This is a genomic window from Gottfriedia sp. NPDC056225 (assembly GCF_042267765.1).
Classification (GTDB): Bacteria; Bacillota; Bacilli; order Bacillales; family Bacillaceae_G; genus Gottfriedia.
Genome location: NZ_JBHJTJ010000001.1, coordinates 17,503 through 33,435, shown reverse-complemented (window position 1 = coordinate 33,435; position 15,933 = coordinate 17,503). Strand labels below are relative to the sequence as shown.

General features: G+C 34.2%; 12 protein-coding genes. 11 read left to right on the top strand and 1 reads right to left on the bottom strand.

Annotated elements, in window-relative coordinates:
• Nucleotides 1-57: 57 nt before the first annotated feature.
• Nucleotides 58-774 (top strand): chitin disaccharide deacetylase, encoded by a 717-nt coding sequence (gene chbG / locus ACFCYN_RS00145; protein WP_172446249.1) that lies wholly within the window; start codon nt 58-60, stop codon nt 772-774.
• Nucleotides 775-861: 87 nt separating this feature from the next.
• Here the strand turns inward: chbG and ACFCYN_RS00140 are convergent, their stop codons facing one another.
• Nucleotides 862-3,555 (bottom strand): sigma-54-dependent transcriptional regulator, encoded by a 2,694-nt coding sequence (locus ACFCYN_RS00140; RefSeq protein WP_172446248.1) that lies wholly within the window; start codon nt 3,553-3,555, stop codon nt 862-864.
• A gap of 147 nt (nt 3,556-3,702) precedes the next feature.
• On the opposite strand from ACFCYN_RS00140, the gene rpoN reads away from it, so the two are divergent.
• The 10 genes from rpoN to ACFCYN_RS00090 all read left to right on the top strand — a co-directional run bounded on the left by rpoN (nt 3,703) and on the right by ACFCYN_RS00090 (nt 15,933).
• Entirely contained in the window at nt 3,703-5,004 is a 1,302-nt protein-coding gene (gene rpoN, locus ACFCYN_RS00135; protein ID WP_172446247.1) for an RNA polymerase factor sigma-54, read from the top strand.
• Between the two features lie 18 nt (nt 5,005-5,022).
• The gene (locus ACFCYN_RS00130; protein WP_172447725.1) at nt 5,023-5,256 is read left to right on the top strand and encodes a glutaredoxin family protein; all 234 of its coding nucleotides are present in this window, start codon (nt 5,023-5,025) and stop codon (nt 5,254-5,256) included.
• Between the two features lie 193 nt (nt 5,257-5,449).
• Entirely contained in the window at nt 5,450-6,478 is a 1,029-nt protein-coding gene (locus ACFCYN_RS00125) for a sugar-binding transcriptional regulator (protein ID WP_172446246.1), read from the top strand.
• 48 nt (nt 6,479-6,526) lie between these two features.
• Nucleotides 6,527-7,534 carry a type I glyceraldehyde-3-phosphate dehydrogenase gene (gap, locus tag ACFCYN_RS00120; protein WP_172446245.1) on the top strand — a complete coding sequence of 336 codons (1,008 nt, stop codon included), beginning with the start codon at nt 6,527-6,529 and terminating at the stop codon, nt 7,532-7,534.
• A 242-nt stretch (nt 7,535-7,776) separates the two neighbouring features.
• On the top strand, nt 7,777-8,958 hold the full coding sequence (locus ACFCYN_RS00115) for a phosphoglycerate kinase (protein ID WP_172446244.1): 1,182 nt from the start codon (nt 7,777-7,779) through the stop codon (nt 8,956-8,958).
• A gap of 79 nt (nt 8,959-9,037) precedes the next feature.
• Nucleotides 9,038-9,793: a triose-phosphate isomerase gene (tpiA, locus tag ACFCYN_RS00110; protein WP_172446243.1), complete on the top strand. Its 756-nt coding sequence runs from the start codon at nt 9,038-9,040 to the stop codon at nt 9,791-9,793.
• Nucleotides 9,793-11,325, top strand: coding sequence for a 2,3-bisphosphoglycerate-independent phosphoglycerate mutase (gpmI, locus tag ACFCYN_RS00105; protein ID WP_375946807.1), 1,533 nt, complete (start codon nt 9,793-9,795; stop codon nt 11,323-11,325). Before tpiA ends, gpmI begins: the two co-directional genes overlap by 1 nt.
• Before the next feature lie 67 nt (nt 11,326-11,392).
• Nucleotides 11,393-12,688 (top strand): phosphopyruvate hydratase, encoded by a 1,296-nt coding sequence (gene eno, locus ACFCYN_RS00100; RefSeq protein ID WP_172446241.1) that lies wholly within the window; start codon nt 11,393-11,395, stop codon nt 12,686-12,688.
• Nucleotides 12,689-12,954: 266 nt separating this feature from the next.
• The gene (locus ACFCYN_RS00095; protein ID WP_375946805.1) at nt 12,955-14,205 is read left to right on the top strand and encodes an MFS transporter; all 1,251 of its coding nucleotides are present in this window, start codon (nt 12,955-12,957) and stop codon (nt 14,203-14,205) included.
• Between the two features lie 240 nt (nt 14,206-14,445).
• The gene (locus ACFCYN_RS00090) at nt 14,446-15,933 is read left to right on the top strand and encodes a Ppx/GppA phosphatase family protein (RefSeq protein WP_375947208.1); all 1,488 of its coding nucleotides are present in this window, start codon (nt 14,446-14,448) and stop codon (nt 15,931-15,933) included.

Here is a 15,933-nt window from a genome sequence, read left to right as displayed (position 1 = left end):
CTCGAGTAAAAAGAGTACATCCCTTTTTGATGACACTCGAGAAAAGGGGAATGAAAGATGACTAAGCTTATTGTAAATGCAGATGACTACGGATATTCAAAAGGTGTAAATTATGGCATTATTGAAGCACATTTGAATGGAATCGTGAACTCAGCAACGATGATGATGAATATGTATGCTGTGGAGCATGGGATTGAATTAGCAAAATTGCATCCTACGATGGGACTTGGTGTACATCTTGTCTTAACAGCGGGCAAACCGTTATTAAGTAATTTACAAACAATTGTAGACCAAAATGGTGTTTTTCTTAAGAACAGTTATTGGTATGGTAATCCAGTTGTTAATGTAGACGAGGTAGAAAAGGAATGGGATGCGCAAATTCAAAAGTTCCTTTCTTATGGTTTGAAGCCTACGCATTTCGATAGCCATCACCATGTACACATGATTCCTATCCTCCACCCAGTTATTGCGAAACTATCTCAAAAGTATGATCTTCCAGTCCGTGTTTCTCCTGAAAGTCAAATAGTCGGAATTAAACCATTTACTGATCAATTATTAACAGACTTTTATGGTAGTGAAATTCCAGCAAATTATATCGAGACAATAAAAGAAAGAATAAATAAAGGTGTAGAGTCAGTAGAGATTATGGTGCATCCTGCATTAGTTGATAATCATTTGAAAAATGGTACTTCATATTGTTTTGAACGATTAACAGAACTTGATATTTTAACGAACTCAAATCTTCCAGAGGGAGTAGAGTTAGTAAAATATTAATATAGAATGTAGAAAAGCCAGTTTCTTCTAAATGAAGAAACTGGCTTTTCAAGTTTACTTTAATAAATTGTTTTTTTTCTGCCCCGCTTACTCTATGTCATTTCTAGAGTAAAATTCCATTAAATAACATATTTCATCATCAGGTATGACAATGTCACAAGATTCCTCAATTTGTTGCAGTATTTTTTTTATTTTTAAATATAGCAGATAGTCACTGTTTATTTTATCTTCTTTATCTTTGAATGGAATTAAAGGCTGTGAGTTTTGAATTCGATCAATCATGCAGCTCATATGAATAACAATACCCATCAAATCCTCATTTTTGAAAAACTTATCTGTTTGGACTTGAATATCATTTAGGGCGCGTCTAATCACACTGATTACCTTTTTAGCATCCTTTAAAGAAATCGTTTCTTGTAATGTTTCAGCCATTTTTAAGTACGTCTCTTCATATGTTATTAATTCCTGTATTTTCTTTGTAGCCTTCATGTTTAATACATCTTGTAAATGGAATGTGTTGAATGGAACGCTTATATCAAAATTTGAAACAATACAAACGATACTTCGTTCTTTAGAAATATCATTTAACATTTTTTGTAATTCTTCTTTGTTTAAAAGACTAATTGGAACGATTTCTAGCATCTCTTTATCATAGACCAAGTTATTCGCTAGTATATTTTTAATGGCTATTGCACTTCCTTGACCAGTAAGACATGCAGTTAAAATTACTGAACGATTAAATTCTGGTTGTTTCGTTTTATTTGCATGTGAATTGATGAAGAAAGTAGTTAAGTTTCGTACATCTTGGTACAACTCATCCAAATTATAGCCTAATGTCGCTTTCCTAGATGCTTCTATTACATGGGCGGTACTTACCATTTGAATCACTCGTACAGGGATTGAAAATTCAGCTTCAATTATGTCACCAATATAAGCTAATGAACCCATATCGATACAAAGTAAAATGCCATTTAATTTACCTAATGATTTGATATAATCTTTTACACGAATTAAGAAATCTTGTGGTGGTTCACTTAAAGGCATATCAATTCCGATAACTTCCTCGTTTTCTAGCAATTCATTTGTTACGTTGGCCATCTCTCTAGCGATGCCGTTCCCATGAGCTAAAACAATTACTTTAACATTCGAACTTAACACTTTAAAATCTTCGTTTCCATACACGAAAAACATTGTTATAAATGCTACCTCGTCAAAAGGGATTGAGATATTTGAAAAATCTTCAATCATTTTTACACATTCGATTGAAACGGAAAACTCGTTTTTATATTGATCTCGAATTTGAGTTATATTTGGATGATGTATTTTTTTGTTTGACTGAATACGTTGTAATAGCGTTTGTATATGCAAGCTAAGAGCAACAAGTATTTTTTCGTTAAATCTTTTATTTAATTTTTCTTCTGCGAGCTTTAGTACTTTTTCACTTAATGTGACGATTTCAGGCTTTATTATTTTTTGGACATTTTCTTTACTAGATAGTTTTCGATTAATGGAGGTAATGTAATGCGTAAAGTAGCTTTCAATATCGTTTTCCATTAGTAAAGATAACTCGTCCTGATTAACGCCACGTTGTTTAAGCTCTTCGTACTTCGTATCAATTCGGTCATAAATTGTATCCGCAGAATGATCCATTTGCGGATTACTGATTATACCTTTTGTTGGTGAAAATTCGAAATACTCATTTAGCAGTGTGATTGAATGCTTTACCTTTTTTTCAATGAATAAGCCTTCTTTCACATACCAGTTTAAATCTGTGCTATGAATTCGGACTTTGTCATGCTTATGAGTGATAAAATCTGCATAGGCTTTGGCACAGGCTAGCTGAATATCGGCTTTCAATTGACCGATATTATTTTGACACGGATAGAATAGGAAAGAACGAATCGTATTCGCGCTTACAACTATTTCTTTTCCAAGACGAAGACTTTCTTCAGAGAAAAACCGTTTAATGAGTGTAAATCTTTCTTCATAAGTTCGATCGCTTAAAGCTGGTAATGTAATGACCATAGGAATTCGACGTGTAAATGTAGATAATAAAGTTGAACTAGGGTCTTCAGTTGTAGCTGAAATGATTAGAACATTTGATGTTCGTTCATTTTCAGTCTCTCCTAGTCGTCTATACAACTTGTAATCAATAAATGTAAATAACATTTCTTGACCTTCAGGAGTAAGACGATGTACCTCATCTAAAAATAAAATTCCATTATTCGCTTTTTCAAGTAAACCCTTTTGTTCAGTTGCACCTGTATATGCACCTTTTCTTACACCGAAAAGCTGTCCTAATAATAGTTGAGGATTATTCGCATAGTCTGCACAGTTAAATATAATAAAGGGGGAATCCTTTCCCAAAACATTTGACCGAATTGCGAAGTCATGCATTCTAGCTGCAAAAGCAGATTTACCAACGCCTGTCTCACCAAGTATTAATGTGTGCATACCATATGGTGGATAAAGAATTGCCGACCTTGCTTTTTCAATCGCAGGTCTTAAACTAATGTTTTCTTCATAAAAATATTCATACTTATATTCTAAATTTGCCGGATTGTTTTGAAAGTGATTAGATTGTTGTAAAGTATGAGACTGAAGTTTAAAAATTACAGGTCTAGAATTCGTTTTAACCAATGAACCTTCTTTAACTAATTTATTTAAATCACTGCTAACGTTGGCTCTGTCTAAATTTAATTTTTGTGAGATCTCGATAGCAGTAAAACCTTGTTCCATACTTTGTAGAAAAACTTCGTAAATTTGATTTTTTCTATTCATAATGGCCCCCCATCATAAAGAGTTGTATACTTTTACTATACAGGAAAAAGTAAACGTTTTCACTATTTTTAAATTAATGGAACAATTCGTCAAGGACTATGAAAAAGTTAAATATAGAGTAAAATAGTAATAAGGGAGTGAAGTAGTATGGAAATGAATTTAATGCAAAAACAATCATTGAAACTTGCAATGACTCAGGAACTACGACAAGCCATTACAATGCTTCAATTTAATGCCCAAGAGCTTACGGATTTTTTATTTGAACAATCGTTAGAAAATCCCTTAATTGAAGTCGAAACTCCTTATACCGAATACTCTTCTTCAAAAATCAAACAACAAACTACTTCCAGCGGACAAGGAATGGAGTTATATACTCGAAGAACAGAGACATTACAAGAGGAACTTATTAGTCAGTTAAATGAGTTGAAAATTGAGAATGACGAATATAGAATTATTAAATATTTAATTTATAACTTAGATAAAAATGGATTCTTGATGGAGTCAGATGAAGAACTTATTCAAGAACTTAATATCTCTTTCGTTCAGTTACAAATCTGCATTGAAATGCTTCAGCGGTTTGAACCAGCAGGAGTTGGAGCAAGATCTGTTAAGGAATGTTTACTTATACAGTTAAATGGACTTGAAGCAGAAACAACAATTGCAAACCAGGTCATTGATCTGTATTTTGACCAATTTGTTAATAAAAATTGGAAAGATATTGCAAAAAAACTTAAAATTAGTTTGCCTGAATTACAAAAGGAAATTGATTTAATTTTGACGTTGCAACCTAGACCAGGTTTAAATTATTTCCAAGACCAAGTAAATTATGTAGCCCCTGATTTATCTGTCGAAAAGATAGGTGGAGAATTCGTTGTACTTATTAATGATAAAATAATGCCACGTTTAAAAGTACTTAGTGAATATTCCTCCATTTTAAATGGTCAACATGAGAAGGAAGTTTCAACTTATTTAAAAGATAAAAACACACAAGTTAACTGGTTAATGAAAAGCATAGAAGAAAGAAAATCAACGATGTTAGCTGTAATGAATTGTATACTTAGAAAGCAAATTGCTTTTTTTGAAAAAGGTCCTGCTAATTTAAAAACACTGACATTAAAAGAGATTGCTGAAGAACTTTCACTACATGAATCAACGATCAGTCGTACTTGTAAAAACAAATATGTACAAACGCCATATGGTTTATTTGAAATGAAGAAATTTTTCCATCAAGGTGTAAGTGTTGATGGAGAAGAACTTGCATCAACGAGTGTGCAAGTATTTATAAAGCAATTAGTAGATGAAGAAAATAAAGAGAAACCATTATCAGATCAAAAACTTGTTGAATTATTAGCACAAAGGCATGGAGTGGAGATTTCTAGAAGAACTGTAGCTAAATATAGGGATATACTTAGAATTCCTGGTTCGTCAAAACGAAAGCGCTTTAGTTAAAAGGAGAATTAGATGTCAATTAAGTTAACTTTATATACAAAAGAGAATTGTGGATTATGTGAAGAAGCAAAAGAATCAATTCGATTAGCCCAATCGGAATATAAAATAGAAGTAAATGAAATTGATATTTATTCTGATGATGCATTATTAGAGGAATATCAGTTGATGATTCCAGTTATTCAAATGGACGGGGAAACAATTGCATACGGCAAAATTCATAAGATTGACATATTAAATGCAATAAATGGGTAGTTATCAGTTGAAAGAAATGATTGACCCTGTTACAATGTAAATGTAGCAGGGTTATTTCACTTCTGGAGTAAATCTTGTTCAAAAAAAACAACGTTGAAAAACGCTGTAATTTTTTTAAAACAAGCGGGACATAATATGTCATATAGGGACATAAAAGGACCCAAGTGAATACTCTGTGAAAGAGGAGATGAAAATGAACCACATTTTAAAGCTACAACAAAAATTATTACCTGATCTAATACCGGTTATCCAAAAAAGATTTCAAATCCTACAGTATATAAGAATTATGCAGCCGATCGGTCGAAGAAACTTGTCTGCAAGCGTAGGATTAACAGAAAGAGTACTTAGATCAGAAGTTGCCCTATTAAAAGAGCAAAGACTGATTAATGTCGCATCTTCAGGTATGACATTAACGGATGAAGGACTAAGCTTACTTCTAGACCTAGAAGAACCAATGCGTGAACTATTCGGTTTAAAAAATATTGAAGACTTGCTTAAAGATACATTTAATCTTAAAGAAGTAATTGTAGTTTCTGGCGATAGTGACGAACTGGACTGGGTAAAAAAGGAGATGGGTCGAGCAGCTGTTAGCTGTATAAACCAAAGAATAGAGACAAATAATATTGTTGCTGTTACTGGTGGTTCTACTTTAGCTGCTGTAGCTGAAATGATGAAAGATGACTCTAAAGACTTAAATCCCTTATTTGTTCCAGCACGAGGCGGTTTAGGAGAAGAAGTAAGAAATCAAGCGAATACGATTTGTGCAAAAATGGCTGAAATGGCTAAAGGTAATTATCGATTACTTCACCTGCCAGATGAACTTAGTGAAGAAGCTTATTTAACAATGATGGAAGAACCAAGAGTAAAAGAGGTTCTGAATTTAATTCGATCTTCTTCAATTGTAGTACACGGTATTGGTGACGCATTTACAATGGCTAAACGAAGGCAGTCGTCATCAGAACAATTAGAAATTCTAACTGAATCTGAGGCTGTAGGAGAGGCATTTGGATATTACTTTAATGAAAATGGTGAAGTTGTTTACAGAGTAAGAACAATTGGATTACAACTGAACGAATTGGAGAAAATACCTTATGTGCTTGCTGTAGCAGGTGGTTCTTCAAAAGCAAAAGCAATGGCATCTTTCTTAAAGAAGGGCCATGTAAACATCCTCGTCACAGACGAAGGAGCAGCAAAAGAGTTAATTAAAGGATGTTCCCTTTAAAATAAAATAAAATAAAAGCTTCTACCTATTAAAAGGAGGAAATTAAAAATGGCAACTAAAATTGGTATTAATGGATTTGGACGTATCGGACGTATGGTTTTCCGCGCAAGCTTAAACAACCCTAACGTAGAGGTTGTAGCAATTAACGACTTAACAGATGCTAAAACTTTAGCTCACTTATTAAAATATGATTCAGTACACGGTTCAGTAAACGCTGATGTAGCTGTAAACGGTGATTCAATCGTAGTTAACGGTAACGAAATTAAAGTTATCGCTGAGCGTGACCCAGCAGTTTTACCTTGGAGCGATTACGGAGTAGAGGTTGTTGTTGAATCTACTGGTCGTTTCACAGATAAAAAAGACGCTGAAAAACACTTAGGTGGATCAGTTAAAAAAGTAATTATCTCTGCACCAGCTTCTAACGAAGATATCACGATCGTAATGGGTGTAAATGACGATAAATACGATGCAGCTAGCCACAATGTAATTTCAAACGCTTCTTGTACAACTAACTGTTTAGCTCCATTTGCTAAAGTATTAGACGAAAAATTCGGTATCAAACGTGGTATGATGACAACTGTTCACTCTTACACAAATGACCAACAAATTTTAGATTTACCACATAAAGATTTACGTCGTGCACGTGCTGCTGCAATGAGCATGATCCCAACAACAACTGGTGCTGCTAAAGCAGTTTCTCTAGTATTACCTCAATTAAAAGGTAAATTAAACGGTGGTGCTGTACGTGTACCAACTGCTAACGTATCTTTAGTTGACTTAGTTGTTGAATTAAATACTGAAGTTACTGCTGAAGAAGTAAATGCTGCATTCAAAGCTGCTTCTGAAGGCGAATTAAACGGTATCTTAGGTTACTCTGAAGAGCCATTAGTATCAATCGACTATAACGGTTGCACAAACTCTTCTACAATCGATGCATTATCGACAATGACTATGGAAGGAAACATGGTTAAAATTCTTTCTTGGTACGATAATGAAACTGGTTACTCAACTCGTGTAGTTGACCTAGTAGCTCACATCGCTTCTAAAGGACTTTAATTTTAATAAATTAATACGAGGGTGAGGGGAATTTCCTCCCCTCTTTTATTTGATAAAAATCCTCTTTTGTCACGAATCCAACACATTATAAAAAAATACTCTAGAAATAAATTCCAATTGATATACATAATCTGTTAAAATTGCGGTGACAATATCACAGAATAGATGCGACTTCAAAATGAGACGGATCGATAAGTGGAATTGAATTTGGATGAATAAAAACAGTACTGGAGGCACCTATTATGAACAAAAAGTCATTACATGACATTGATGTAAAGGGAAAACGCGTATTTTGCCGTGTGGATTTTAATGTACCAATGGCAAATGGTGAAGTAACAGATGATACACGTATTCGTGCTGCACTTCCTACTATTCAGTATTTAATAGAAAACGGAGCAAAAGTTATTTTAGCATCTCATTTAGGTCGTCCAAAAGGACAAGTAAATGAAGATTTACGTTTAAATGCTGTTGCTCAACGTTTAAGTGAAAAATTAGGTAAAAACGTAATTAAAACTGATGAAGCATACGGCCCTAAAGTTCAAGAAGAAATTGGCAAAATGAACGAAGGCGATGTTTTATTATTAGAAAACGTTCGTTTCTACCCAGGTGAAGAGAAAAATGACGATGCTTTAGCAAAAGAATTTGCTGCTTTAGCGGATGTATATGTAAATGATGCATTTGGTGCTGCTCACCGTGCGCATGCAACAACTGCTGGTATTGCAAAATATATCCCAGCTGTAGCAGGTTTCTTAATGGAAAAAGAAATTAATGTTTTAGGTAAAGCACTTTCTAACCCAGAACGTCCATTTACAGCTATTATCGGTGGAGCGAAAGTTCGAGATAAAATTGGTGTAATTGAAAACTTATTAGAAAAAGTTGATAACTTAATCATTGGTGGCGGATTAGCTTATACATTCTTAAAAGCAAAAGGCTATGAAATTGGTAAGTCTCTTTTAGAAGAGGATAAAATTGATTTAGCGAATGAGTTTATGCAAAAAGCAGAAGCAAAAGGCGTTAAATTCTACATGCCAATCGATGCAATTATTGCTGACAAATTTGGTGAAGATGCTAATACGCAAGAAGTTGATATTGATGGCATTCCTGCAGATTGGGAAGCTCTTGATATTGGACCAAAAACAACTGCTCTTTATGCAGATGTAATTAAAAGTTCTAAATTAGTTATTTGGAATGGGCCAATGGGCGTATTTGAAATCGATAAATTTGCACAAGGTACTATAGGAGTAGCACAAGCTTTAGCAGATTCAGATGCTTACTCAATTATCGGTGGAGGAGACTCAGCTGCAGCTGCTGAAAAATTCGGTTTAGCAGATAAAATGAGCCACATATCTACTGGTGGTGGTGCTTCTTTAGAATTTATGGAAGGTAAAGAACTTCCAGGAGTAGCAGTATTAAACGATAAATAATTCTAATAGCTTTACAATTTTTAGTAATTGAAATAGAGTAAGATTTTATGTCTTACCAATTGTTAGGAAGGTGTTTCTTATGCGTAAACCTATAATTGCAGGTAACTGGAAAATGAATAAAACGCTTAGCGAAGCGATGACATTTGTTGAAGAAGTAAAAAATAGCATTCCATCATCTGATAGAGTAGATTCAGCAGTTTGTGCTCCTGCTTTATTTATTGCACCAATGTTGTATGGTACAAAAGGAACGGAATTAAAAATTGGTTCTCAAAATGTAAGTGATAAAGATAGTGGTGCTTATACTGGAGAAATTAGCCCAGTAGCACTTAAAGATCTAGGAGTAACTTATGCTATTATCGGACACTCTGAACGTCGTGAATATTATGGCGAAACAGATGAGTTTATTAATAGTAAAACAAAAAAAGCTTTCGAACATGGTCTTACACCAATCCTTTGCTGTGGTGAAACACTTGAAGAGCGTGAAGGCGGTAAATTTGAGGAAGTTATTCGCACTCAATTAACAGCTGATCTTGCAGGTCTTACAGATGAGCAAGTGAAGAGTTTAGTTATTGCTTATGAACCGATTTGGGCGATTGGAACAGGTAAATCTGCTACAGAAAAAGATGCGCAAGATTCATGTAAATTTGTACGTGATGTTGTAGCTAGTCTTTATGATGAAGTTGTTGCAGAATCTGTACGCGTTCAATATGGCGGTAGCGTAAAACCTGAAAATATTAAAGAGTATATGGCTCAACCCGATATTGACGGTGCGTTAGTAGGTGGAGCAAGCTTAGAACCAGCTTCTTTCCTTGCATTATTGGAGGCTGTTAAGTAATGAGTAAGCAACCAGTAGCGTTAATTATCCTAGACGGATTTGGTTTACGCGACGAAACATTTGGAAATGCTGTTGCACAAGCGAAGAAACCAAATTATGATAGATATTGGAATAAATATCCTCATGCACAATTAACTGCTAGCGGTGAAGCAGTAGGTTTACCACAAGGACAAATGGGTAACTCTGAGGTTGGTCATTTAAATATCGGAGCTGGACGAATTGTTTATCAAAGCTTAACGCGTGTAAATAAAGCAATTCGTGAAGGTGAATTTGAAAAAAATGATACATTCATCGACGCAATTAAAAGTGCAAAAGAAAAAGACAAAGCATTACATATTTTTGGATTACTGTCTGATGGCGGTATTCACAGCCATATTAATCACATGTTTGCTTTATTAAAATTAGCTGCTGAAGAAGGCATGAAGAAAGTATATTTACACGCTTTCCTAGATGGACGAGATGTTGGCCCAACTACAGCTAAAAAATATATTGATCAAACAGAAGCTAAGTTTAAAGAATATGGTGTAGGTGAATTCGCAACAATCTCTGGTCGTTATTATTCGATGGACCGTGACAAGCGTTGGGATCGTGTTGAAAAATGCTATTGTGCAATGGTATATGGAGAAGGCCCAACTTATACAAGCCCTTACGAATTAATTGAAGATTCATATGCAAACGGAATCCACGATGAATTCGTATTGCCTTCAGTTATGGTTAAAGAAGATGGCACTCCAGTTGCGACGATAGGTGATGAAGATTCAATTATCTTCTACAACTTCCGACCTGACCGTGCAATTCAAATTTCAAATGTATTTACAAATGATGATTTCCGTGACTTTGATCGTGGAAGTAAGTTCCCGAAAAATGTTCATTTCGTTTGTTTAACACATTTTAGCGAAACAGTACAAGGCTACGTTGCATTTAAACCAACTAATCTTGATAACACTTTAGGCGAAGTACTTGCTCAAAATAACTTAAATCAATTACGTATTGCTGAAACGGAAAAATATCCACATGTTACATTCTTCTTTAGTGGTGGCCGTGAAGCGCAATTCCCAGGTGAGGAACGTATTTTGATCAACTCGCCAAAAGTAGCAACATACGATTTACAACCCGAAATGAGTGCTTATGAAGTAAGAGATGCGCTATTAAAAGAAATTGCTGCAGATAAGCATGACGTAATTATTTTAAACTTTGCAAATCCGGATATGGTTGGACATTCAGGAAAACTTGAGCCGACAATTAAAGCAATTGAGGCAGTTGATGAATGCTTAGGTGAAGTAGTTGATGCAATTCTTGCCAAAGGCGGAAAAGCAATCATTACTGCTGATCATGGAAATGCTGATGAGGAAATTACACCTGAGGGTGAACCTATGACAGCTCACACGACTAACCCTGTACCAGTTATTGTAACTGAAGAAGGTATTTCGTTACGTGAAGATGGTATTTTAGGTGATTTAGCTCCAACAGTTCTTGCTTTATTAAAAGTAGAACAACCAAAAGAAATGACTGGTAAATCACTTATTAAATAAGTGAACAGTTATCTATAAATAAGTTACTAATTATGCGTATAAACGCAACAAAAGGAGAGATTTTATTATGTCAATGATTATTGATATTTATGCTCGCGAAGTATTAGATTCTCGTGGTAACCCTACTGTAGAAGTAGAAGTTTATACAGAAGATGGCGGTTTTGGCCGTGCATTAGTACCAAGTGGTGCTTCAACTGGTGAATACGAAGCAGTTGAATTACGTGATGGTGACAAATCTCGTTACCTTGGTAAAGGTGTTGAGAAAGCTGTATCAAACGTTAATGATATTTTAGCTGAAGAAATCGTTGGATACGAAGTAACTGACCAAGTTTCAATCGACCGTCGTATGATTGAAGTAGATGGTACTGAAAACAAAGGCAAATTAGGTGCTAACGCAATCCTTGGTGTATCTATGGCAGTAGCTCGTGCAGCAGCTGATGAGTTAGGTTTACCATTATACCAATACCTTGGTGGATTTAACGCGAAGCAATTACCAGTTCCAATGATGAACATCATCAATGGTGGTTCTCATGCTGATAATAACGTTGATTTCCAAGAATTCATGATCTTACCTGTTGGTGCTGATAGCTTTAAAGAAGCAATCCGTATGGGTACTGAAATCTTCCACAACCTTAAAGCTGTTTTACATGACAAAGGTTTAAACACTGCTGTAGGTGACGAAGGTGGATTCGCTCCAAACCTTGGTTCAAACCGTGAAGCTTTAGAAGTAATCATGGAAGCAATTGATAAAGCTGGTTACAAAGCTGGCGAACAAGTATTCTTAGGAATGGATGTTGCTTCTTCAGAATTCTTCAACAAAGAAACTGGTAAATACGATCTTGCAGGCGAAGGACGCACTGGTGTATCTTCAGCTGAAATGGTTGATTTCTATGAGCAACTTTGCAACGACTTCCCAATTCTTTCAATTGAAGATGGTTTAGATGAAAACGACTGGGATGGTCACAAATTATTAACAGAACGTTTAGGTAACCGAGTTCAATTAGTAGGTGACGATTTATTCGTTACAAACACTAAAAAATTAGCTGAAGGTATTGAAAAAGGTATCGCTAACTCAATCCTTATTAAAGTTAACCAAATCGGTACATTAACTGAAACTTTCGATGCAATCGAAATGGCTAAACGTGCTGGTTACACAGCTGTAGTTTCTCACCGTTCAGGTGAAACTGAAGACAGCACAATCGCTGATATCGCAGTAGCTACAAATGCTGGTCAAATCAAAACTGGTTCTGCTTCTCGTACAGACCGTATTGCTAAATACAACCAATTATTACGTATTCAAGACGAGTTAGGCGACAGCGCAGTATACCAAGGATTAAAATCTTTCTACAACTTAAGAAAATAATTTAATCAAAACTAAGTGCATTAACAAAAAAAATAATCCATTATAGACACGTAAAAAGAGAAGGATCGTCACCTTCTCTTTTTTTTATTTCGATTTTTTTCGTATCTGTCCTTTTGATCAAAAAAAGTGAGTATATCAAAATAAAAGATTGATTATTAAAGAATCCTAATGTTAAAATAAGAATATATGTTCTTATAATTAGTAGTTCATTCGTCATAAATTTTTATTGGAAATTGGAGTGTATTAAAAATAAGAGAGGGGAACAAATGAATACAACTACTTCAACAGCTTCAAATCCTTCAATGGCTTCTTTGCTAAAAAATCCTTTCATCCAGACAATTCTTGCAGCAGGTTTGTTTATTCAAGTAGGTATTTGGATTCGCAATTTTGCAATCTTATTATTTGTTGTGGAAAAGACAAATGGCGATGCAACAGCAGTATCACTTATTTCAGTTGCTGAATTTGCGCCGATTTTTATTTTTTCTTTTATCGGTGGAACCTTCGCCGATCGTTGGAAACCAAAGCGTACTATGGTGTGGTGTGATCTTTTAAGTGCTGCATCTATTTTTGTTATACTGATTGCCCTATTATATGGAAGCTGGAAGTTTATATTTTTTGCTACATTAGTTTCAGCGATATTGTCTCAGTTTTCTCAGCCTTCTAATATGAAATTATTTAAAGTTCATGTACCAGGTGAGCAAATGCAAGCTGGTATGTCCATCTTTCAAACAATGATGGCAGTTTTTATGATTTTAGGACCAGTTCTAGGTACTTTTGTCTTTCAGCAAGCTGGGATGCATGTTTCGATGGCGATTGTAGGTATAGCTTTTCTTATGTCAGCTTTAGTGTTAACAAGGTTACCGAAAGACCAAGAAGAAGAAAAATCAGAGCATACTTCATCATTAGTAGAAGAGATGAAGCTAGGATTCCAATACGTTTGGTCTAGAAAAATACTAGTCTATTTAGGAGGAGTATTTGCAGCAGCAGGATTAGGAATAGGTCTTATTCATCCACTAGCAATTTTTTTAGTAACGGAACGACTAGGACTAGATAAGGGATATTTGCAATGGTTATTTGCTGCAAATGGTGCCGCAATGATTATTGGTGGTGGCCTAATTATGGTAATTTCTAATAAGGTAGCACCGCATGTTTTATTATTAATTGGTATGGCAGTTAATGCAATTGGGATCTTTGTTATAGGTTGGTCTGAAGTATTTTGGCTAACGCTATTATCCGAATTTTTTATCGGGTTGTTTATGCCTGCACTGCATATCGGTATTAATACAATTATTTTAAAAAATACTGATGAAAAGTTTGTAGGTAGAGTGAACGGTATACTAACACCTTTATTTATGGGGGCTATGGTCATTACTATGAGCTTAGCAGGAGTACTAAAGGAACATTTTTCATTAGTTTCTATTTATCAAGTTTCAGCATTATTGTTTGTTATTGGAATTATCATTATGGTACCGATGTTCAAAATCGTGAAAAATGCCGTAATCGAAGCGAAATTATAAAGTAAGTTCATTTAAACCCTGATTATTTTAAAATAGTCAGGGTTTATTTATTTTTTGTTATTTTTATGTAAATTGAATGTAAGAATAATTGGGTCTAAAGTATGATTTGACTTAGGGAAGTGAGTTTAGTCCCTATCTATTGATATAATGAAGGAAATAGAAAGTTAACTAAATTTTTAAATAAAGGATGATAATATATTGAAAGAGAAATACGCGATCATTGATATAGGCTCGAATACAATGAGACTTGTTATTTATGAACAAAGTAAAAGCGGTCGTATAAAAGAAGTCGAGAATATTAAAACGGTAGCTCGATTACGTAAATATTTAAATGATAAAGAAATCTTGAACAATGAAGGCGTCAATATTCTACTTAAAACACTTCTAATGTTTCAAGAGATTACTCGTCATCATAAAATTAATCAGATTAAATGTGTTGCGACTGCAACGATTAGACAGGCTATTAATCGAGATGAGATAATAAAACTAATTGCAGATGAAACTGACTTTACATTACAAGTTTTGTCGGGGTATGAAGAAGCATTTTATGGATTTCTTGCTGTTGTAAATTCTACTCCAATACATGAGGGAGTTACAATTGATATTGGTGGAGGTAGCACTGAGGTAACTTATTTTAAGAATCGAGATCTGATTCATTATCATAGTTTTCCATTTGGTGCATTATCATTGAAACAGGATTTTGTATCCAATGATATTCCAACTATTGAGGAAATGAAAGAACTTACACAATACTTACAAAAGCAATTTGAATCATTAGAGTGGCTCAGAGGTAAGAAGGTTCCAATTGTTGCTATAGGAGGAAGTGCACGTAATGTAGTGCAAATTCATCAAAGTTTAGTTGATTATCCAATTTCAGGTATACATCAATATGAGTTGAATTTTGAAGAAATTAACTATATTAAAAATCACCTCTCAACATTGTCATTTGATGATTTTCTAAGAATTGAGGGTTTATCAAAAGATCGTGCTGATATTATTCTTCCAGCAATTGAAGTTTTTAAAGAGCTTTATTCAATCGTAAATGCTAAGAACTTTATTCTAAGTAATAAAGGTTTAAGAGACGGGATCTTTATAGAAGAGTTTCTTTTAAAGGGAAGAAAATTGCTTCCTTGCGTACTGGATAAAAGTTTTAGCGATTTAGAACAAGATTATGATATAAATAGTAATCACGTAAATCATATAAAGATTTTAGTAAATCAATTAGTAGAACAGATTAGTAAAGCTAACCTATACACGCTAAGCCCTAAAGATTTATTAGATTTAAATCTAGCGGCACGAGTTTATAATATTGGGCAATACATTGAAGAAGAATCAAGTAGTCAGCATACGTTCTATTTATTAGCTAATCGTACAATTGAAGGATTGAGTCATAAAGAGCGTATAAAAATAGCATTGATAGCTTCTTATAAAAATAAAAATAGCTTTAAGCAATTTAGTAAACCGTTTCTTGAATGGTTTACATCAGACGAACTTAAGAATTTACGATTTTTAGGGATTCTTTTAAAATTTGCTAATAGTTTAAACGCATCAAAGAGAGAAGTTGTGAAGAATATTGAACTTAAAGTAAATGGCGAGGATCGTATTTTGCAACTTAAATGTTTAGGTGATTCGACTGCTGAAGAAATAGAAGCCGAAAAAAGTAAAAAACAATTAGAAAAATTTTTAAATAAGACAATACGAATTTTTTTTCGAAGAGCACAAATCTGA